General features: G+C 63.7%; 15 protein-coding genes. 8 read left to right on the top strand and 7 right to left on the bottom strand.

The window, feature by feature from the left end:
• Window positions 1-76: 76 nt before the first annotated feature.
• The 5 genes from L6639_RS26670 to L6639_RS26650 all read left to right on the top strand — a co-directional run bounded on the left by L6639_RS26670 (window position 77) and on the right by L6639_RS26650 (window position 4,245).
• Window positions 77-988, top strand: a complete 912-nt coding sequence (locus L6639_RS26670; protein ID WP_237864600.1) for an amino acid ABC transporter substrate-binding protein — start codon at window positions 77-79, stop codon at window positions 986-988.
• Window positions 989-1,119: 131 nt separating this feature from the next.
• A complete protein-coding gene (locus tag L6639_RS26665; RefSeq protein WP_237864599.1) occupies window positions 1,120-1,851 on the top strand; it encodes an amino acid ABC transporter permease in 732 nt (243 codons plus the stop codon).
• A 4-nt stretch (window positions 1,852-1,855) separates the two neighbouring features.
• Window positions 1,856-2,548: an amino acid ABC transporter permease gene (locus tag L6639_RS26660; protein WP_237864598.1), complete on the top strand. Its 693-nt coding sequence runs from the start codon at window positions 1,856-1,858 to the stop codon at window positions 2,546-2,548.
• Between the two features lie 12 nt (window positions 2,549-2,560).
• A complete protein-coding gene (locus L6639_RS26655) occupies window positions 2,561-3,292 on the top strand; it encodes an amino acid ABC transporter ATP-binding protein (RefSeq protein WP_237864597.1) in 732 nt (243 codons plus the stop codon).
• A gap of 92 nt (window positions 3,293-3,384) precedes the next feature.
• The gene (locus tag L6639_RS26650) at window positions 3,385-4,245 is read left to right on the top strand and encodes a D-amino-acid transaminase (protein ID WP_237864596.1); all 861 of its coding nucleotides are present in this window, start codon (window positions 3,385-3,387) and stop codon (window positions 4,243-4,245) included.
• Between the two features lie 135 nt (window positions 4,246-4,380).
• Here L6639_RS26650 and L6639_RS26645 read toward each other — a convergent pair whose 3' ends face one another.
• The 3 genes from L6639_RS26645 to L6639_RS26635 all read right to left on the bottom strand — a co-directional run bounded on the left by L6639_RS26645 (window position 4,381) and on the right by L6639_RS26635 (window position 7,761).
• Entirely contained in the window at window positions 4,381-4,842 is a 462-nt protein-coding gene (locus L6639_RS26645) for a carboxymuconolactone decarboxylase family protein (RefSeq protein ID WP_237864595.1), read from the bottom strand.
• Between the two features lie 28 nt (window positions 4,843-4,870).
• Window positions 4,871-6,490 (bottom strand): MDR family MFS transporter, encoded by a 1,620-nt coding sequence (locus L6639_RS26640; protein ID WP_237864594.1) that lies wholly within the window; start codon window positions 6,488-6,490, stop codon window positions 4,871-4,873.
• 119 nt (window positions 6,491-6,609) lie between these two features.
• Window positions 6,610-7,761, bottom strand: a complete 1,152-nt coding sequence (locus tag L6639_RS26635; protein ID WP_237864593.1) for an HlyD family secretion protein — start codon at window positions 7,759-7,761, stop codon at window positions 6,610-6,612.
• 140 nt (window positions 7,762-7,901) lie between these two features.
• Here L6639_RS26635 and L6639_RS26630 point away from each other — a divergent pair, with 140 nt between their 5' ends.
• Window positions 7,902-8,813: a LysR family transcriptional regulator gene (locus L6639_RS26630; protein ID WP_237864592.1), complete on the top strand. Its 912-nt coding sequence runs from the start codon at window positions 7,902-7,904 to the stop codon at window positions 8,811-8,813.
• Window positions 8,814-8,827: 14 nt separating this feature from the next.
• Here L6639_RS26630 and L6639_RS26625 read toward each other — a convergent pair whose 3' ends face one another.
• A complete protein-coding gene (locus L6639_RS26625; RefSeq protein WP_237864591.1) occupies window positions 8,828-12,277 on the bottom strand; it encodes an indolepyruvate ferredoxin oxidoreductase family protein in 3,450 nt (1,149 codons plus the stop codon).
• Window positions 12,278-12,428: 151 nt separating this feature from the next.
• Here L6639_RS26625 and L6639_RS26620 point away from each other — a divergent pair, with 151 nt between their 5' ends.
• On the top strand, window positions 12,429-12,884 hold the full coding sequence (locus L6639_RS26620) for an Lrp/AsnC family transcriptional regulator (RefSeq protein ID WP_237864590.1): 456 nt from the start codon (window positions 12,429-12,431) through the stop codon (window positions 12,882-12,884).
• 116 nt (window positions 12,885-13,000) lie between these two features.
• Here the strand turns inward: L6639_RS26620 and L6639_RS26615 are convergent, their stop codons facing one another.
• Genes L6639_RS26615 through L6639_RS26605 form a run of 3 tightly spaced genes read right to left on the bottom strand, consistent with a single transcriptional unit; the run spans window position 13,001 to window position 16,243 of the window.
• Complete coding sequence (locus L6639_RS26615) at window positions 13,001-13,786, bottom strand: fumarylacetoacetate hydrolase family protein (protein WP_237864589.1); 786 nt, start codon at window positions 13,784-13,786, stop codon at window positions 13,001-13,003.
• 15 nt (window positions 13,787-13,801) lie between these two features.
• Window positions 13,802-15,169, bottom strand: a complete 1,368-nt coding sequence (locus tag L6639_RS26610) for an LLM class flavin-dependent oxidoreductase (RefSeq protein WP_237864588.1) — start codon at window positions 15,167-15,169, stop codon at window positions 13,802-13,804.
• 21 nt (window positions 15,170-15,190) lie between these two features.
• Entirely contained in the window at window positions 15,191-16,243 is a 1,053-nt protein-coding gene (locus tag L6639_RS26605) for an Ldh family oxidoreductase (protein WP_237864587.1), read from the bottom strand.
• Between the two features lie 296 nt (window positions 16,244-16,539).
• Between L6639_RS26605 and L6639_RS26600 the strand changes: the two genes are divergently transcribed.
• The gene (locus L6639_RS26600) at window positions 16,540-20,103 is read left to right on the top strand and encodes a bifunctional diguanylate cyclase/phosphodiesterase (RefSeq protein ID WP_237864586.1); all 3,564 of its coding nucleotides are present in this window, start codon (window positions 16,540-16,542) and stop codon (window positions 20,101-20,103) included.
• Window positions 20,104-20,128: the final 25 nt, after the last annotated feature.

The raw sequence follows: 20,128 nt of genomic DNA, 5'->3' as shown, positions 1-20,128 counted from the left end.
CCAGCCGAAAGTCACATTCTAATCCGGGCCGAGATGTGCTTGCATCTGGCCGCATCATCCTGAAAGGGGAGAAAAAGTGAAACATTTCCGTCACATCGGCCTCGCGCTCGTCGCGACCTTTGCTGTGAGCCAGGCTGGGGCCGAGGAACTCACCGGCACGCTGAAGAACATCAAGGACACCGGCGCCATCACGCTCGGCTTCCGCGACTCCTCGATCCCGTTCTCCTATCTCGACGACAACCAGAAGCCCGTCGGATTCGCGATGGACATCTGCTACAAGATCGTCGACGCCGTGAAGAAGGAGCTCAAGCTCGACAAGCTCGAGGTGAAGCTCAACCCGGTGACCTCCGCGACGCGTATTCCGCTGATGGCGAACGGCACCATCGATCTCGAATGCGGCTCGACCACCAACAATGCCGAGCGCCAGAAGCAGGTCGCCTTCACCAACACCCACTTCCTCACCGCCAGCCGCTACGTCTTCAAGAAGTCGAGCGGCCTGAAGTCGATCGACGACCTCAAGGGCAAGACGGTGGTCTCGACCGCCGGCACCACCAACATCAAGCAGCTGACCGAAGCCAACGTCGAGAAGAAGCTCGGCGCCAACATCATCCCGGCCAAGGACCACGCCGAAGCCTTCCTGATGGTCGAGACCGATCGCGCGGTTGCCTTCGTGATGGACGACATCCTGCTTGCGAGCCTCGTCGCCGGCGCGAAGACGCCGTCCGACTATGTGATCTCCAAGGATGCGTTCTCCAAGCCCGAGCCCTACGGCATCATGCTCCGCAAGGACGACGCGCCGTTCAAGAAGGTGGTCGATGCGGCAACTGCTGCGCTTTATACCTCGGGTGAAGGCCAGAAGATCTACGACAAGTGGTTCATGTCCAAGATTCCGCCGAAGGGTCTGAACCTCAACACCCCGATCTCCGATCAGCTGAAGAACGAGTTCGCAAAGCCGTCGGACTCGCCGATCCCGGACGACTATAAGTAAGATATAACCCCGACCTTCCTGGGTCGGGATCATGTCCGGCCACTCTTGACACCAGAGTGGCCGGACATTTGCATAAGCGCCCAGACCTTCTTTCGAGCCGATCTTGATTGGCGCGTTCGCGCGGGGGACACGTGAACTACCATTGGAACTGGGGAATTTTCTTCGAGCCGAACCCGATGGGGACTGGCACCTATCTCGACATGCTGTTGTCGGGCCTGGTGCTGACCTTGAAGACGGCGGTGCTCGCCTGGATCATCGCACTGGTCTTCGGCTCCTTAGTCGGCGTGATGCGGACGCTGCCGTCGAAGGCTGCCGGCTGGTTCGGCTTCTGCTGGGTCGAGTTCTTCCGCAACATGCCGCTGCTGGTGCAGCTGTTCCTGTGGTTCTTCGTGCTGCCCGAACTGCTGCCGAAGGCCGCCGGCCTGTGGCTGAAGCAATTGCCGAACGCGCCGTTCTGGACCGCGGCGATCGGTATCGGATTTTTCATGTCGGCGCGCGTCGCGATCCAATTGCAGGCCGGCATTTCCTCGCTGCCGCGCGGGCAGAAGATGGCTGCGACCGCGCTCGGGCTGACCACGATGCAGGGCTATCGCTATATCCTGCTGCCGATGGCGTTCCGCATCATCCTGCCGCCGCTGACCTCCGAGTTTCTGAACACCATCAAGAACACGGCGGTCGCCATCACCATCGGCCTGATCGAGCTGACCGGACAGGCGCGCTCGATGCAGGAGTTCTCGTTCCAGGTGTTCGAGGCCTTCACGGCGGCGACCATCCTCTACCTCCTCGTCAACGCCGTGGTCGTGACCGCGATGCGCTTCCTCGAGCGCTGGGTTGCGATCCCCGGCTACATCACGGGGAAATAGCGCCATGTTCAGCAATTTCGATTTCGGCGTCATCATCCGCGCGCTGCCCTATCTGTTCTACGAGGGCATGACGTTCACGCTGCTGCTGACGGGGCTCGCAGCCCTCGGCGGCCTCGTGTTCGGCACGGCGATCGCCTTGATGCGGCTGTCGGGCTACAAGATTCTTGGCCGCATCGCCGGTGTCTATGTCGACTTCATGCGCTCGCTGCCGCTGGTGCTGGTGATCTTCTGGTTCTACTTCCTGGTGCCCTATATTGGACAGTGGGTGACCGGAGCCTCGCGCCCGATCAGCGTCGGCGCGTTCGCGTCCTCGCTCATCACCTTCATCATGTTCGAGGCGGCTTATTTCTCCGAGATCATGCGTGCCGGCATCCAGTCGATCTCGCGGGGGCAGCCGGCTGCGGCCAACGCGCTCGGCCTCACTTACGCGCAGACCATGCGCTACGTCGTGCTGCCGCAGGCGTTCCGCAACATGCTGCCGGTGCTGATCACACAGACCATCGTGCTGTTCCAGGACACTTCGCTGGTCTACGTGCTGTCAATCACCGATTTCCTCGGTGCGGCCAGCAAGGTCGCACAGCGTGATGGCCGTCTGGTCGAGATGTATCTGTTTGCCGCAATCGTCTACTTCACCATTTCCTGTATCGCGTCCTTCGGCGTTCGCCGCCTGCAGGCGCGCATCGCCATCATCCGCTAGAGCAAGTCGGTCATGATCGAAATCAGCCACGTCAACAAATGGTACAGCCCGACCTTCCAGGTGCTGACCGACTGCACCACCAGCGTCACCAAGGGAGAGGTCGTGGTGGTCTGCGGCCCCTCGGGCTCGGGCAAGTCGACCCTGATCAAATGCGTCAACGCGCTGGAGCCGTTCCAGAGCGGCGACATCAGCGTCGATGGCACCAAGGTCAACGATCCCAAGACCAATCTGCCGAAACTGCGCTCGCGCGTCGGCATGGTGTTCCAGCACTTCGAGCTGTTCCCGCACTTGAAGATCATCGACAACCTCTGCCTCGCGCAGCAGAAGGTGCTGGGCCGATCGTCTGACCAGGCGGTGGCGAAGGGCATGCAGCTGCTGGAGCGCGTCGGCCTGAAGGAACAGGCGCAGAAGTTTCCCGCGCAGCTCTCCGGTGGCCAGCAGCAGCGTGTCGCGATCGCGCGCGCACTCGCCATGGACCCCATTGTCATGCTGTTTGACGAGCCGACCTCGGCGCTCGACCCGGAAATGGTGAGCGAGGTGCTCGACGTCATGGTCGACCTCGCCCATGAGGGCATGACCATGATGGTCGTCACCCACGAAATGGGCTTTGCCCGCAAGGTCGCCAATCGCGTGATCTTCATGGATCGCGGCGAGATCGTCGAGGACGCGCCGAAGGAGGACTTTTTCGGCCAGCCGCGCAGCGACCGCGCGCAAAAGTTCTTGTCGAAGATTCTCTCCCACTAACCACCGCCGCCCCGGAATGACGAAACGAGGGTGCTCGACCCCCTCAACTGGCGTATAACGCGCCAAATCCCAATCCTCCCAGGAGACCCGCCTTGGATTCGATCGCCTACGTCAACGGCTCATTCGTCCCGCTCGCGGACGCGAAAATCTCGGTGCTGGATCGCGGCTTCCTGTTTGCCGACGGCATCTACGAGGTCTCGGCTGTGCTTGACGGCAAGCTGGTCGACAACGCCTCGCATCTGGCACGGCTGGAGCGTTCGGTCGGCGAGATCAAGCTGAAATTGCCAGAGACCGTTGAGCGCATCACCGAGATCCAGAAGGAACTGATCGCCCGCAACAAGCTGATGAGCGGTCTCGTCTATCTCCAGGTCACGCGCGGCGCCGACAAGGGCCGCGACTTTCCGTTTCCCAAGGCCGACGTCAAATCGAGCCTGGTGATGTTCACTTCGGAGAAGGACATCGTCAACGCCGCCTCGGCCAAGACCGGGATCAACGTCATCACCGTGCCCGACATCCGCTGGGAACGGCGCGACATCAAGAGCGTGGCGCTGCTGGCGCAGGTGCTGGCGAAGCAGGCTGCGGCCGAAGCCGGCGCCGGCGAAGCCTGGATGCTGCAAGACGGCTACGTCACCGAGGGCGGCTCGTCCACGGCGTTCATTCTCACCAAGGACGACGTCATCGTCACCCGACAGAATTCGAACGCGATCCTGCCCGGTTGCACCCGCAAGGCGGTGATCGCGCTTGCGGAGGAACGTCAGCTCCGCGTCGAGGAGCGCCCCTTCACGGTCGCCGAGGCGCTCGCCGCCAAGGAGGCGTTCGTCACGTCGGCCTCGGCGTTTGTGCAGCCGGTGGTCGCGCTCGACGGCAAGACGATCGGCGACGGCAAACCCGGCCCGATGGCAACGCGCCTGCGCGAGATCTACGTGGAGTTCGCGAAAGCGACGGCGGTCTAAGCCGCGCGCTCCGCTGCCGTAAGGTGGGCAAAGGCGCACTTGCGCCGTGCCCACGTCCTTTCCCTCGTTGGCTGAAGGTGGGCACGCTACGCTTTGCCCACCCTACGAGACCTGCTTCGAGGGACGCGCCGCGCCCTACGCCACCGACGCCTTCACCTTCACCGGATGTACCGCGCGGAACGCGATCGCCAGCCTGTTCCAGGCGTTGATGGCGCCGATCAGGGCGGTCAGGTTCACCGTCTCCGCGTCAGAGAACTGCGCGCGGACCTCTGCATAGACATCATCCGGCGCATGCGTCTCGGAGATCAGAGTCACCGACTCGGTCCAGGCAAGCGCGGCGCGCTCGCGGTCGGTATAGAGCGGGGACTCGCGCCAGGCATTGAGCAGATAAATGCGCTGCTCGGTCTCGCCGCGCTTGCGCGCGTCCTCGGTGTGCATGTTGATGCAGAAGGCGCAGCCGTTGATCTGCGAGGCCCGGATCTTGACGAGCTCGATCAGCGATTTCTCGAGTCCGGTCGACTGGATTTGCTCTTCCAGCGCCATCAGCGCCTTCATCGTGTCGGGGGCGGCCTGGTAGAAATTCATGCGGGGTTTCATGGTCGTTCTCCTTTTGCGGGGTGAGGGGTCAGTGGGCTCCCCCGGCCGAGACATGGCCGGGCTTCTTCAGGAAGAGGGACGCGATGAAGGCCACGATCAGCGCGAGGCCGAGCAGATAGAAGGTGTCGCTGAAGGCGAAGATGTAAGCCTGCTTCTGCACGACGTGGCCGATCGCGACATAGGCGCGATGCGCGGCATCGGCACGGTCGAGCACGCCGTGATTGATGAAATATTGCGTGAGCTGCTCCAGCCGCGTGCGGGTGGCCTGCTCGAACACCGAGACCGACTGCGTCAGCACGTTGGAGTGATACTGCTCGCGCTTGGTCAGCACGGTTTGCAACAGGGCGATGCCGACGGCGCCGCCGAGGTTGCGCATCATGTTGAACAGGCCGGATGCCGAGCCCGCATTCTCCGCCTCGATGCCCGATGTAGCCACCGCCGACAGCGGCGCCATCACAAGCGCCTGGCCGATAGCGCGGACAACGTTCGGCCACAACAGCTGGTCGGCGGCGTAATCGCTGGTCATGAAGATATTCATGAAGTTCGAGGCGGCGAACAGGATGAAGCCGATTCCAATGATCATCCGTGCATCGAAGCGCTGCATCAGGCGCGGTACCAGCGGGATCAGCACCAGCTGCGGCAGACCGGTCCAAGCCAGCACCATGCCGATCTGCTCGGAATTGTAGCCCTGAATCCGCGACAGATATTGCGGCAGGATGAACACCGAACCATACAACGCGACGCCGAGCAGAAAGTTCGCGAGCATCCCGAAGCCGAAATTGCGGCGGACCAGCAGGCGCAGGTTGAGCAGCGGCTTCTTCACGGTCAGCTCGATGATCAGGAAAGCGGTCAATGCCACGGCCGCGATCACGCTGAGCTTGACGATGAAGGGTGAGCCGAACCAGTCGTCCTTGTTGCCTTCTTCCAGCACGGTCTGAAGCGCGGAGAGGCCGATCGCCATGGTGATGATGCCGGCCCAGTCGCCGTCGCGCAGGAGCGACAACTTCATCGGCTTGGGTTCGAGCGCGTACCAGAGCATGCCGACCATGATCGCGCCGGGCGCGAGGTTGACGTAGAAGATGTATTGCCAGCCCAAATTCTCGGTGAGATAGCCGCCGATGGTCGGGCCGATCGCCGGTGCGAACGTCGCCGACAGCGCGAACAGCGCAAGCCCGACCGGCTGTTTTCCACGCGGCAGCAATGTGATGATGAGAGTGAATGCCATCGGGATCAGAACGCCGCCAGTGAAACCTTGGACGGCACGCAGCACGATCATCTGCGGCAGGTCCTGCGCCAGCGCACAGGCCGCGGACAGCGCCAGGAACAGGATCGCATTGGTGAGCAAATAGATCCGGATCGAGAACACCTGCGCGAGCCAGCCGGACAGCGGGATCACCACGATCTCGGCGATCAGGTAGGAGGTCGAGATCCAGCCGCCGTCGTCGATGCCGGCGCCGATCGCGCCCTGGATGTCGGCGAGCGAGGCGTTGACGATCTGGATGTTGAGCACTGCCATGAAAGCGCCGAGCGTGGCGCCAACCACCGCGATCCAGGTCTTGGCGGAAACGGCCGGCGTGGCGGCAGCAGCTTGCGGCGCGGGGATGTCGGCGGCGGAGGCGGCGTTGACGGCTGGTTGGAGCGTGCTCATGGAAGCCTCGTCTCTGTTGCGGAGACAGGATGCGTCAGGTGGACCGTTTCGATAATCGGGGAAGTCCGGGAAGGATCATCAGGCAGGACTTGATAATCCTGCCGCGATCCTCCGCGACATCAGCTTCCGTTCGGACGCGGCGCGTTGTCGGCGACGCGCTTGGTCGTCTCGTGCTCGGCCACCACCGTCGCCTTGGTATCGACCGTCGGCACTGCCGACATGCCGGGGCGCAGCAGGCCCGTGAGACTGTGATCGTCGAGCACGATCTTCACTGGCACGCGCTGCACGATCTTGGTGAAATTGCCAGTCGCATTGTCGGGAGGCAGCAGCGCGAATTCAAGCCCGCTGGCCGGCGAAAGGCTGTCGACATGGCCGTGCAGCGTGCGATTGCGAAAACTGTCGACGATCAGTTCGACCGGCTGGCCGGCGCGGACATGGGTGAGCTGGGTCTCCTTGAAGTTCGCGACGACATAGACCGCATCGAGCGGCACCACCGCCATCAACTGCGTGCCGGCCTGCACGTACTGGCCGACCCGCAAGGATCGGGCGCCAACGGTGCCGTCAACAGGCGCGGTGATCTCGGTATAGGACAGGTTCAGCTCGGCCTGGTCCGCGACCGCGCGGGCGCGGTCGAGCTGCGCAGAAGCCTGCGCGCGCTGCGTCGTGAGCACGTCGACCTTGCGCTGTGCGGCAACCAGGCCCGACTGCGCATGCTGCAATTGCGCGTTGCTGGCGCGGAGCGCTGCGTCGGTCTGCTGCGCGCGCTGGATCGTGCCGGAGCCAGACTTCATGAGGTCGTCGTAGCGGGCGCGCTCCTCCTGCGCGAATTTCAGATTGGCATCGGCTGCGACGACGTCGGCCGTGCTCTGCGCGATAACAGGCTGTTGCAGCTCGAGCTGGGCATCGAGGTTGCGCACTGAGGCTTCGGCGGCCGCAACGTCGGCGCGGGCTTGCCCCAGCGCGGCCTTGAAGTCGCGGTCGTCGATCCTGGCCAGCACCTGGCCGGCCTTGACCTTCTCGTTGTCGCCGACCTGCACCTTCGCGATGTAGCCGGAGACCTTGGGGGCGATGATGGTGGAATCCGCCTTCACATAGGCGTCATCGGTGGTCTCAAGGTAGCGGCCAGTAGTCAGGTAATTGTAGCCAAAGTCGCCGGCGCCGGCGACGCCGAGGATCAGTCCCAGCGCAAGGGCCGCCCGCTTGATTGCCTGCCGAGATGGTTTCAGGCTGATTTTATCAGTTGTTTCAGTGGTATAAGTCGCGTTCGACATGACATCCTCCGGATTTGGCAGGCGTCCCGTTCCGAAGGGGGCGCTGTTGTCTGGGTCGAAGATGCGCTGTCCCGGCTCTTGTGATAATCCGCCAAAAAGCAAAATGATTGTCCACCCACGCTGCATAATCCGAGGCGCTCATGGACCGGCTGACCAGCCTGACCGCTTTTGTCCGGGTCGTTGATACCGGCGGCTTCTCCGCCGCCGCCCGCAAGCTCGAGATGTCCACGACCATGGTGAGCAATCACATCCAGGCGCTGGAGGAGCGGCTGGGCGCGCGGTTGCTCAACCGCACCACCCGCAAGGTCAGCGTCACCGAAATCGGCAAGGCCTATTACGACCGCTGCATCCAGATCCTCGCCGATATCGAGCAGGCCGACGACATCGCCGGCGCCCTGCAGTCGGTGCCGCGAGGGACGTTGCGGATTCATTCCGCTACTCACATGGTGCCCTTTGTCGCGGGCGTCGTGGCAAAACTGCTGTCGACTTATCCGGAGGTGAAGGTCGACCTGCGCATGGGCGAAGCCAATGTCGACCTGATCGAAGAGGGCTACGACGTTGCTCTCCGCATGACCCCGCCGCCGGACTCCAGCCTGATCGTCCGCAGTCTCGCCACCTGGCGCCACGTGCTGTGCTGCTCGCACGACTATCTCGAAAAGCATGGCCGCGTGCAGCAGCTTGCCGAGCTCACCGAGCACAATTGCGGCCGCCACCTCAACTATCCCTTCGGCGACGAATGGCGCTTCTTCGACCGCAAGGGCGCGCCTGCCTCGGTCCGCATTTCGGGCAGCCTCGTTACCAACAGCGGCGAGGCGCTGCGGCGGATGGTGATCGAGGGCGCCGGCATCGGCCTGCTCGCGGGATTTCTGGTGAGCGACGATCTCGACGCGGGGCGGCTGGTGCGCCTCTTGCCGGAATATCGGCCGGTCGAGATGTCGATGAACGCGGTCTATCCGCATCGCCATCATCTGTCGGCCAAGGTGCGCACCTTCATCGACATGCTCGTGCATCATGGCGCCGAGCAGCAGAAGCTGATCAATCCGTATTCGTGAGCCCAGGCGTCGCGTCAACCGGTGGCGCGCATCTTTGCCGGCGAAGATGCCGCGAGATTGGCGAGCAGCTGCTCGACCTCAGGCTTCACCTTTGCGATCGCGATGTCCTTCACCGGCCCGTAACCGCGGATCTCCATCGGCGCTTTGGCGATGGCGACGAGGTCAGGCAGATGGGCCGCGTCGAGATTGTCAAGCATCTGCGCGATGACGCCCTCGTACCAGACAATCAGCTCTCGCTCTGCGCGCCGCTCCGCGGCATAGCCGAACGGATCAAGCGGTGTCCCGCGCAGCACCTTGAGCCGCGCCAGCACTGCGAGCGGCATCTGGATCCACTGGCCAAAGGCGCGCTTACGCGGGCGGCCGCGCGCGTCATGACCGGACGGCAGGAACGGCGGCGCGAGATGATACTGCACGCTGAAGCCGTCCTCGAACTCGCGCTTCAACTCGTCGAGGAAGCCGCTTCTCATGTGCAGACGCGCAACCTCATATTCGTCCTTGTAGGCCATCAGCTTGAACAGGGTGCGCGCGACGGCCTCGGTCAGCGCCTCGCTCTTGAGTCCGGCTTCGGCACGGCGGACCTTGGCGACGAGCGCCCGATAACGCGCGGCGTAGGCGTCGTTCTGGTAAGCCCTCAGGAAGTCGGATCGCCTGGTGATGAGCTGGTCGAGCGTCTCGGTTTTTGTTGCCTCATTCGCTTTCGGCAGAAAGTCGGGATCGGCGGCGGCGATCCGGCCCCACGCGAAAGCCTGCTTGTTGCGCTCGACCGCGACACCATTGAGCTCGATGGCGCGCAGCAGCGCCGATAGCGAGACCGGCACAAGTCCGCGCTGCCAGGCAAAGCCGAACATGATGATGTTGGCATAGACGGCATCGCCGAGCAGGCGCTCGGCCAGCGCATTGGCGTCGATGCTGTCGAGATTGTCGTTGCCGATGACCTGCCGGATCGCACGCAGGCGAGCAGGCGAGGCGAGATCGGCGTCGCGGAAGCGGACGACGTCGCCTGTCGGCATCTCCGCGGTATTGATCGCCGCGCGCGTGCCGTGGCGGTAGGTGCCGGATGCCTTTGGCGAGGAGCTGACCACGAGGTCGCAGCCGATCAGTGCGTCGGCAGCGCCCTGGTCGATACGGACCTGATGCAGTGCGTCGGGCGATGCGGCCAGGCGGATGTAGCTCAGCACCGGCCCGAATTTCTGCGCAAAGCCGGTGAAGTCGAGCACCGAGACACCGCGACGCTCCAGATGCGCCGCCATGCCGATCAGCGCGCCGACCGTGATCACGCCGGTGCCGCCGACGCCGGTCACGAGCAGATCGTAGGGACGATCGAGCGCTGCGGGGACGGGCAGGGGGAGCGTCGCTGCGTGGCCGATCGCATCAATCTGGCTGGCGCTCTTCTTCCGTCGCGTCGCGCCTTCGACGGTGACGAAGCTCGGACAAAAACCGTTGAGGCAGGAAAAGTCCTTGTTGCAGGCGGACAGATTGATCTGCCGCTTGCGGCCGAACGGCGTCTCCTTCGGCTCGACGCTGAGACAGTTGGACTCGACCGAGCAGTCGCCGCAGCCTTCGCAGACGAGGTCGTTGATGTAGGCAAAGCGCTTGGGATCGGCCATCTGTCCGCGCTTGCGGCGACGCCGTTTCTCCGTGGCGCAGGTCTGCTGGTAGATCAGAACCGAGACGCCGGAGAGGTCACGCAGCTCGCGCTGCACGGCGTCCATCTCCTCGCGCGGATGGATGGTGACGCCACCAGGCAAATCCGCCGGCGAGAATTGTGCGGGATCGTCCGATACCAGAGCGATGCGGGCCACGCCCTCGGCGCGAACGCTGTGCGCAATGGCCTGCACGCTGACGGGCCCGTCGACCGGTTGGCCGCCGGTCATGGCGACGGCGTCGTTGAACAGGATCTTGTAGGTGATGTTGGCTTTGGCCGCGATCGCCTGACGGATCGCCATCGATCCGGAGTGGTAGTAGGTGCCCTCGCCAAGGTTCTGGAAGATGTGCTTGTGGCCGGTAAATCGCGACGAAGCCGCCCAGTTCACGCCCTCGCCGCCCATCTGGATCAGCGATGAGGTCTCGCGATCCATCCAGCTCGCCATGAAGTGGCAGCCGATTCCCGCCAGCGCCTTCGATCCCTCCGGCACTTTCGTCGAGGTGTTGTGCGGGCAGCCAGAGCAGAAGTAAGGGGTGCGCGTTGCGCCGGATACGTTGATCGTGCGCGCAGCTTCCGGAAGCAAGGCGGCCGCACGGGCCGCGAGATTGAGGCCCGGAAACATCGGATCGAGCCGTCGCGCCAGCACCGACGCCAGCGCGCGCGGTGACATCTCGCCGATCCAGGAGATCAGCCGAGCGCCGGTTTCGTCATGCTTGCCGACCATGCGCTCCGGCTTGGCGCCGGGATAGTCGTAAAAATATTCCTTGAACTGGCTCTCGATGATGCCGCGCTTCTCCTCGACCACGAGGATCTCGCGCTTGCCTTTCACGAAGTCCATCGCGTCGTGCAGCGCCAGCGGCCAGACCATGCCGACCTTGTAGATGTCGATGCCGATGCTGCGGCAGGCGGCTTCATCAAGCCCCATCAACCGCAGCGCTTCCATCAGGTCCAGATGCGCCTTGCCTGTCGTGACGACGCCGTAGGTGGCATCAGGGATGTCGTAGATGTGGCGATCGATCGGATTGGCCTTGGCGAAGGCGTAAACCGCGTGCTTCTTCGCCTCCAGCCGCTCCTCGATCTGCGGGCCCGGCAGGTCCGGCCAGCGATAGTGCAGTCCATCAGGCGGCGGCGTGAAATCGGGCGCGCGGAAGATGCGCGGTGGGCGCAGTGCGACGGATGCGCCCGACTCCACGATCTCCGAGATCGCCTTGAAGCCGACCCACATGCCGGAGAAGCGGCTGAGCGCATAGCCGTATTCGCCGAATTCAAGATATTCGTCGACGCTTGCGGGATGCAGCGTCGGCATGAACCAGCTCATGAAGGCGACGTCGGACTGGTGTGGCATCGAGGAGGACACGCAGCCATGATCGTCGCCGGCGACGACCAGCACGCCGCCGTGCGGCGAGGAGCCGTAGGCGTTGCCGTGCTTGAGCGCATCGCCAGAGCGATCGACGCCGGGACCCTTGCCGTACCAGAGCCCGAACACGCCATCGACTTCACGGTCGGCTTGTGTCTCGACCTGCTGGGAGCCGAGCACTGCGGTGGCCGCAAGGTCCTCGTTGACAGCGGGAAGGAATTCGATGCGGTCTTTCTTGAGCCGTTGTTGGATGCGCCAGAGCTCGAGATCGATGCCGCCGAGCGGCGAGCCGCGATAGCCGGAGATGAAGCCCGCCGTGTTGAGGCCGGCCGCCCGATCGCGTCGCACCTGGTCGAGTACGATGCGGACAATGGCCTGTGTGCCCGTGAGGAAGACGCGGCCCTCCTCGCGCTCATAGCGGTCGGAGAGTTCGTAGGCGTCGAGTGACGGAATGGCGTCCATGGTGGACCTCGCGCGGCATCCTGCCGATAGCAAAGGTTAGGCCCGGGGCGCTGGTAGGTCTTACCTATTTATCCCGATATGGTCGCAGAATCGGTAGATTTTTGCCTATTCCGGACAAATTTGGTAAAACTTATCGATTGGAGGGCTCTCGATGATCGAAGACCATGACCTGCGGATTCTCGCCCACCTCCAGAAGGACGGTCGCGCCACCAACCAGCAGCTGGCCGATGAGGTCGGCATGTCGACCTCCGCCTGCTGGCGCCGGGTGCGCGCGCTCGAGGACAGCGGCGTCATCCGCGGCTATGCGGCCCTCATCGCGCGCGAGCAGGCAGGCTTTGCGATGTCGGCCATCCTCCATGTCTCATTGGAGCGGCACGACGCCAAATTCGTCGACGAGTTCGTCTCGCGCGTCACCACGCGCCGCGAGGTGCTGGAGTGCTTTGCGACCACCGGCGATGCTGACTATCATTTGCGCGTCGTTGTGCAGGACATGGCGGCCTACAACCGCTTCCTCGATGAGTTCATGTTCCGCATTCCCGGCATTCGCTACGTCCGCAGCAATGTGGTGCTGAAGGAGATCAAGACCAGCGTCGCGCTGCCGTTCTGACATACGGGAGGTGCCGTAGGGTGGGCAAAGGCGCTCTTGCGCCGTGCCCACGATCTTTCCATGATCGAAAAAGGTGGTGGGCACGCTTCGCGTTGCCCACTCTACAGCACCGGCGCTTACTGCCCCTCCCGTACAAACCTGTTCCGCAAGCTGCCGACACCAATAATCTCGATCTCCACGATATCGCCGTGCTTGATGTCGGGCGAGGCGCCATCCGTGCCCATCCAGATCACGTCGCCCGGCCACAGCGTAAAATACTTCGTCAGCTCGACCAGGAACGGCACCACGCCAAAGATCATGTCGTTCGTGTGGAAGCGGTTCGTTTCCTTGCCGTTGACGCGGACGATGGTCTCCATCGTCGCAAGATCGGCCTCGGTTTCGATCCATGGGCCCATCGGCTTGAACGTGTCGGCATTCTTCGAGCGCCACAGGCTGCGATCGGCCTTCTGCCAGGTGCGCTCGCTGACGTCGTTGCCGATGGTGTAGCCGAATACGCAATCCATCGCGTTCGCTTCGGTGAGATGTTTTACCTTCTTGCCGATGACGACGACGAGCTCGCCCTCGTAGTGGATCTTCTCCGTGGCAAAGGACGGGATCACGACATCCTCGTCATGCGCGATCAGCGCGTTCTGGGCGCGGTAGCCGATCTCGGGCCTCTCAGGCACAGCCGGCACCGTGCCGGCCTTGTCGGCGGCTTCCTTCAGATGCCTCAGATAATTCAGGCCGACGCAGTAGAAGGTGCGTGGAATCAGCGGCAACTCGATCTTCACCTGCGACAGCGGATGCGTGCGCGACGTACGCTGCCACTCACCGAAGGGATCGCCGTCGACCGCGATCACCTGATCGCCGTCCATGATTCCCCAGGAGGTCTTGCCGGAGGCGGTGAATTTTAGCCAGCGCATAGTCTGTCCTCGCTGTTATTCTGCAGCATTGCGCGGCTGCACTTTCCACGCGCCGGCGGCGGGCCGCTTCAAGCCGAGATTCTCCCGCAGCGTCTTGCCACGGTAGTCCTTCTGGAACAGGCCGCGCCGCTGCAACTCCGGCACCACATGCTGGACGAAATCGGCATAGGAGCCGGGCACGTAAGTGGCCGCGATGACAAAGCCGTCGCAGCCGCGCTCGACGAACATCTCTTCAAGCTTGTCCGCGATCTCCTTGGGGCCGCCGACCATGGCGTCGTGCACCTGGCCGCGGCCGGAGAAGGTGACGAAGTCGCGCGCGCTCGGATTGCTCTTGCCCGAGGTCTTCAGCACGCCGTCGCGGATGCCCAGGATGCCCTGCATGCTCTTGAGGTCGTCCGTCGTCAGCGGTTCGTCGAGATCCTTGGTGGCGAAGTCGTAATTGAGCGCTTCTGATAGCAGCGACAGCGCGTCGATCTCCAGCGGCAGCTTGTTGATCAGCGCCATCTTGTCCTCGGCTTCCGCCTTGGTCGCGGCACAAACGGGCGTCGTCAGATTGCAGAGGAACATCTGCTCCGGATCGCGGCCGGCTTTCGCGGCCTCGTTGCGCACGGACGCATAACCTTCCTTCGCGGCGCCGAGATTGCGCGCGGCGGTGAAGATCACCTCGCCCCATCGTCCGGCAAAGCGCTGGCCGCGGCCGGACGCGCCGGCCTGGATGATGACGGGGTGGCCCTGCTGCGAGCGCGGCACGGTGAACGGCCCGCGGGACTTGAAGGCCGCGCCCCTGTGATCGAGCCGCTTCACCTTGGTCGGATCGGCAAAACGTCCGCTTGTCTTGTCCATGATCAACGCGCCGTCTTCCCATGTGTCCCAATGGCCGAGCACGACCTCCATGAACTCGTCGGCCTTGTCGTAACGGGAATCATGTTCGGGATGGGAGTCCCGGCCCATGTTGAGCGCCTCGCCGTCGTTGAGCGAAGTCACGACGTTCCAGCCCGCGCGCCCGCCCGACATCAGATCGAGCGTGGCAAAGCGGCGGGCGACGTCGAACGGCTCGTAATAGGTGGTCGAGCATGTTGCCCCTAAGCCGAGCTTGTCGGTCACCATGCCCATCGTGGTCAGCACGATCAGCGGATCCATCTTCACGCAGCGGATGCCGTATTCGACGGTGTGGGCGTGGTCGTTGCCATAGCGGTCCGGCATCGCGAGACGATCGTCGAAGAACGCCATCTGGAACTTGCCGGCCTCGAGAATCTTCGCGATCTCCTGATAGTAGTCCGCCGACATGGAGTCGCTGCGCGAGTCCGGATGCCGCCACGAGCTCGGCAAGTTCGTGCAGTTCTGCGCCTGCAGGAAGCCGACCAGAACCATCTGCCTGTTCATGTTGCTGTTCTCCGGATTGGCTCAGGACAGATCGAGGACGGTGTCGAGACGGTAGTCACGCGCGAGCGCACGCAGCTTTTCCCACGTCGCATCCTCGACCGCGATGCCATCCCGCAGACGCTGCTGCTCGCGCACGCCCTCGAGCTCGCCGGGATAATAGACGCCCTTGCTGCCCTCGGACGGCGGCGTCGACTTCAAATAGCGCGCGAACTCCGCAACCTCGCGCTTGAACTCCTGCAGCGGGCGGAAGGCGGCGACGTTGAACACCGCCATGAAGCACCCGTCATTGTGCCGTCCTGTCGGCTCGACGCCGAAGCCGAGCCCCGTGAGCAGGCCGCAGAGCACCTCGACCATCGCGGCAAGCCCACTGCCCTTGTAGCCCTCGGTACCGCCGAGCGGCAGCAGCGCGCCGCCCTTGCGATATTGCGTGGGATCGGTGGTGTGCCGGCCCTCGGCATCGATGATCCATCCCGTAGGAATCTCTTCGCCGCGGGCGACCGCGAGCTGGACCTTGCCGGCGGCGACAGCCGACGTCGCCATGTCCAGGTAGAATGGCGCCTCGAGGTCGGACGGCACCGCGATCGAGATCGGGTTGGTGCCGAGCCGCGCCTCCTTGCCGCCGAACGGCGCGACATGCTTTGGCGAGCGTCCGGAATCGGCGGTGGCAATCCCGATCATGCCCTCGTGCATCGCCATCAGCGGATAGGCCGCGAGGCGGCCGACATGGCTTTGCCGGAACACGGTGCAGGCGGCGACGTTCGCCGTCTTCGCCTTCTCGATGGTAAGTGCCATCGCCTTGGCGTTGACGTGAAACCCAAAACCCCAGTGCCCGTCGATTACGGTCGTGGTCGGCGATTCCTGGACGATGGTCCAATTCGCACCGGGGACGATGTGCCCGGCTTTGATGCGGTCGATGTAGGTGGGAACCGCGATCACGCCGTGGGAGTCATGGCCGGCGAGATTGGCGTTGACGCAGCCGACGGCAACGGCGTCGGCTTCTTCCTCGGTGGCGCCGGCGGCCCGGAGCAGCGCAGCGCTGACGCGCGTGAGGCGGTCGGCCTTGACGATCGGCATGGCGTTCCCTCGGCTTTCGTGCCCTTCACGGGCTGCTCGTTGGGTGCCATCGTCTCAAAGCCGGAGTGCGATATCAATCTTCCGTAAACCAATACAGGGCTGCAAATTCGTAAACAGTGCGCGCCTTTCGTCGAAGATTCCTCCCGCGCGGCGGTATTCCCGGGAGTTCTTCAGCTGTCATTCGCTGCTCGTTCACTCTGATTGGCGGTTTCCCTGCCGCAATAACGACCACTTAGGCGATCCCCATTCATAAAGCACCCGGGAAAAATCGGCAGAAATGCCCGGGAGTTGAGATCGTGTCGACGTCACTCGCGCGCACCTTTGCGGCGCTGAGCGCCATAAATGAAGCGATCCTCTACGCGAAATCGCCGGACGCGCTGTACCAGATGGTCTGCGATGCCGGGTTTTCGAGCGGAGACTTCATGGCCGTCGCCGTGTTCCTGGTGGAGCCGGAGGGCCAGCACTTGCATTTCGCCGCCGGGCGCGGCGACGATGTGGCGCGCCTGCGCTCGCTCAAGATCACCACCGAAGCTGGCGCGCCCGAGGGCTCGGGCGTCGGGGGCGAAGCGTTTCGCAGCCAGAAGCTCTGCATCAGCAACGACTATCTGAACGATCCGCGCTCACTGGCATGGCGTGAAGGCGCGACCAAGGCGAATATCGGCGCCGCGGCGGCGCTACCGCTTCTGTGCAACGGCAAAAGTGTCGGCGTGCTGTTCGTCACCCGCAGCGAGGCCGGCTCGTTGACCGAGCAGATGGTGTCGCTGTTCGAGCGCATGTCGGCCAACATCTCCTATGCGCTGGAGAACTTTGCGCGCGAGACCGCGCGGCAGGCCAGCGAGCGGACGACGCGGCGGCTCAACCGCATGTTCGGCGCGCTCAGCGCGACCAATGAAGCCATCCTGCGGGCAAAAAACGAGCAGGAGCTGTATCAGCTCGTGTGCGACGCTTCCGTGCACGGCGGCAAGTCATTGGCGACCTTCATCCTGCTGAAGGAGCCGGATTCGCATTGGCTGAAGCCCGTCGCCGGCACCGGCGAGAATCTGGAGCTCGTGGCGCGGACCCATTACTCCACCGATCCCGAGAATCCCTACGGCCGCGGCATTTCCGGCGAAGTGTTTCGAACGCAGAAGCCCATCATTGAGCGCGATCTCGCACGTCGCACCAAGGGAACGCCATGGGAGCAGCCGAACGTCAACACCGGCGTTGCAGCCCTCATCGCGGCGCCCCTGGTCAAGCATGGCCAAAGCATCGGCGTCATCCTGGCCTTCCTCAGCCAGTCCTGGGCCAAGGACGACGAAGTCGTCAGCTTGATGCTGCGCATCGCCGAGAATGTCTGCTTCGCGATCGACAATTTCGACCGTGAGGCCGAGAAAGCGCAGATCGCCGAGGAGGAGGAACGCCTGGCGCGCATGTATGCGGCGCTGAGCGCGACCAACGAGGCGATCCTGCGCGCGCACTCCCGTGCCGAGCTGTTCGATCTCGTCTGCGAGGCAACCGCCAAGGGCGCAAAATTCACCTCGGCGGCCATCGCGCTGGTCGATCACGACGCCGAGCTGCTCCGCGTCGCCGCCTGCTACGGTCCGAACGCGGATTCAGTTCGCAACTTCAAGCTTTCGACCTCCGACCAGGTGCCCGAAGGCCGCGGTTTGACCGGAACGGCTTTCCGTACGCGCCAGCCCTGCATCAGCAACGACGTGCTGTCCGACGACCGGATCAAGCCCTGGGCGGCCAATGCCCGTCGCAACGGCATCGGGTCCGCCGCGGCGTTGCCGCTGTTCAACGGCGACCGTATCGAGGGCGTATTCGTTTTCAACTCGCCGGAGCGCGGCACGTTCACGCCGGAGTTTGTCGAGCTGTTGCAGCGGCTGCAGGCCAATGTCGCCTTTGCGCTCAACAATTTCGATCGGGCCGACGAACGCGCGCGGGCCGAGGCGCAGAAGGAGCGCCTGACGCGCATGTTCGCGGCGCTGAGCGCCACCAATGAAGCGATCGTGCGCGCCAAGTCCCGCACCGAGCTGTTCGAGCTCGTGTGCCGGGCCGCGTCCACCGGCGGCAAGTTTACTTCGACGACCATTGCGCTCGCCAGTGCCGACAGCGATCGGCTCGCGATCGTCGCATCCGCGGGACCTTCCGCCGAGACCACCCGCAACGTCCGTCTCTCCGTCGACGCCGACCGGCCCGAGGGGCAGGGCATGAGCGGAACGGCGTTCCGCACGCGCCAGCCTTGCATCTGCAACGACTATGTCAACGACAGCCGTGTGAGCGCCTTCCATGCCGTCGTCCGAGCCGACGGCGCGCGCTCCGGCGCGGCATTTCCGCTGATCGCGCACGACAAGGCCGTCGGCGTCATGATCTACATGTCGACGGAACAGGACACCTTCACATCCGAGTTCGTCGAGCTGCTGCATCGCCTCGCCGACAACGTCTCCTTCGCGATGGAGAATTTCGATCGCGCCGACGAGAAGAACGAGGCCGACGAGCGGATCGAATACCTCGCCTCGCATGACAGCCTGACCGATTTGCCGAACCGCGAGACCTTCAACGGGCTGCTGCGCGGAGCGATCGACGACGCTCAGCGCCACGATCACCGCTTCGCATTGCTGTTCATCGATCTCGACCGCTTCAAGGTCATCAACGATTCGCTCGGGCACGAGGCCGGCGATTTGCTCCTGCTCGAAGTGGCAAATCGTTTGCGCGGCGCGCTGCGGGCCAGCGACGTCGTGGCACGTCTCGGCGGTGACGAGTTCGTGGTGATCCTCGATCAGTGCGGCGAGATCGACGATGTCCAGCGCATCGCCACCGGGCTGCTCGCCGCGCTCGCCGAGCCGATGGAGCTCGCCGGCCACGAGTGCCACACCACGGCGTCGATCGGCATCGCGATGTATCCGGCCAACGGCGCCGATGCACAGACGTTGACCAAGAACGCCGACATGGCGATGTATCTCGCCAAGGAAGACGGCAAGAACGGCTACCGCTTCTTCTCCAACGAAGTGAAGACGCAATCGATCGAACGTTTGTCGCTCGAAAGCGCACTGCGCCGGGCGCTCGAACGAGAGCAGTTCTCGCTGAACTACCAGCCCAAGGTCGACATGGAGACGGGGCAGATCACCGGCGTGGAAGCGCTGCTCCGCTGGAATCATCCCGATCTCGGCAGCGTCTCGCCGGCGCAGTTCATCCCGCTTGCGGAAGAGACCGGCCTGATCGTGCCGATTGGCCGCTGGGTGCTGAACGAAGCCTGCGCGCAGGCGATGACTTGGCAGCGCTGCGGCCTGCTGCCGCTGTCGATGGCGGTGAACTTGTCGCCGCGCCAGTTCGCCGACGAGCATCTGTTGCAGGACGTCGACGAGGCTCTGGCGGCCTCCGGCATGTCGCCGGTGCTGCTCCAGCTCGAGGTCACCGAGAGCATGATGATGCGCAATGTCGGTCGGGCGCTGAAGGTGCTCGATGCCATTCAGAGCCGCGGCATCCGCCTGGCGATCGACGATTTCGGCACCGGCTATTCGTCGATGTCGCTGATGAAGCATTTCCCGATCGACACGATCAAGATCGACCGCTCCTTCGTGCGCGACCTGCCGCAGGATTCGGAGGACCAGGCGATCGCACAGGCCATCATCAGCATGGGCAAGGCGCTCGGCATGACCGTGGTCGCCGAGGGCGTCGAGAATGCCGAGCAGGAGGCCTTCCTGCGCACCCATGGCTGCGACGAGATGCAGGGCTTCCTGATCGCCAAGCCGTTGCCGGCGAAGCAGATGGCCGAGCTGCTGCGGCCGATGGAGTTGGCGATCGCGCCGCCGCTCCAGCCGGAGACGGATCTGCCCGTGGACGACGCGGGACCGGTGTTGAAACGCGCCGTCGTGTGACGGCTGCTCAACGCGATCTGGGTGG

The sequence above is a fragment of the Bradyrhizobium zhengyangense genome (assembly GCF_022012555.1).
Taxonomy (GTDB): domain Bacteria; phylum Pseudomonadota; class Alphaproteobacteria; order Rhizobiales; family Xanthobacteraceae; genus Bradyrhizobium; species Bradyrhizobium zhengyangense.
Note: the sequence above shows the minus strand (reverse complement) of the source record. Positions and strands in the feature narration are given on the sequence as shown.

Coding starts and splice junctions, on each gene's coding strand:
- L6639_RS26660 (WP_237864598.1), top strand. CDS start 1,856: ATGTTCAGCAATTTCGATTTCGGCGTCATCATCCGCGCGCTGCCCTAT.
- L6639_RS26620 (WP_237864590.1), top strand. CDS start 12,429: ATGATCGAAGACCATGACCTGCGGATTCTCGCCCACCTCCAGAAGGAC.
- L6639_RS26655 (WP_237864597.1), top strand. CDS start 2,561: ATGATCGAAATCAGCCACGTCAACAAATGGTACAGCCCGACCTTCCAG.
- L6639_RS26630 (WP_237864592.1), top strand. CDS start 7,902: ATGGACCGGCTGACCAGCCTGACCGCTTTTGTCCGGGTCGTTGATACC.
- L6639_RS26625 (WP_237864591.1), bottom strand. CDS start 12,277: ATGGACGCCATTCCGTCACTCGACGCCTACGAACTCTCCGACCGCTAT.
- L6639_RS26640 (WP_237864594.1), bottom strand. CDS start 6,490: ATGAGCACGCTCCAACCAGCCGTCAACGCCGCCTCCGCCGCCGACATC.
- L6639_RS26605 (WP_237864587.1), bottom strand. CDS start 16,243: ATGCCGATCGTCAAGGCCGACCGCCTCACGCGCGTCAGCGCTGCGCTG.
- L6639_RS26610 (WP_237864588.1), bottom strand. CDS start 15,169: ATGAACAGGCAGATGGTTCTGGTCGGCTTCCTGCAGGCGCAGAACTGC.
- L6639_RS26645 (WP_237864595.1), bottom strand. CDS start 4,842: ATGAAACCCCGCATGAATTTCTACCAGGCCGCCCCCGACACGATGAAG.
- L6639_RS26635 (WP_237864593.1), bottom strand. CDS start 7,761: ATGTCGAACGCGACTTATACCACTGAAACAACTGATAAAATCAGCCTG.
- L6639_RS26615 (WP_237864589.1), bottom strand. CDS start 13,786: ATGCGCTGGCTAAAATTCACCGCCTCCGGCAAGACCTCCTGGGGAATC.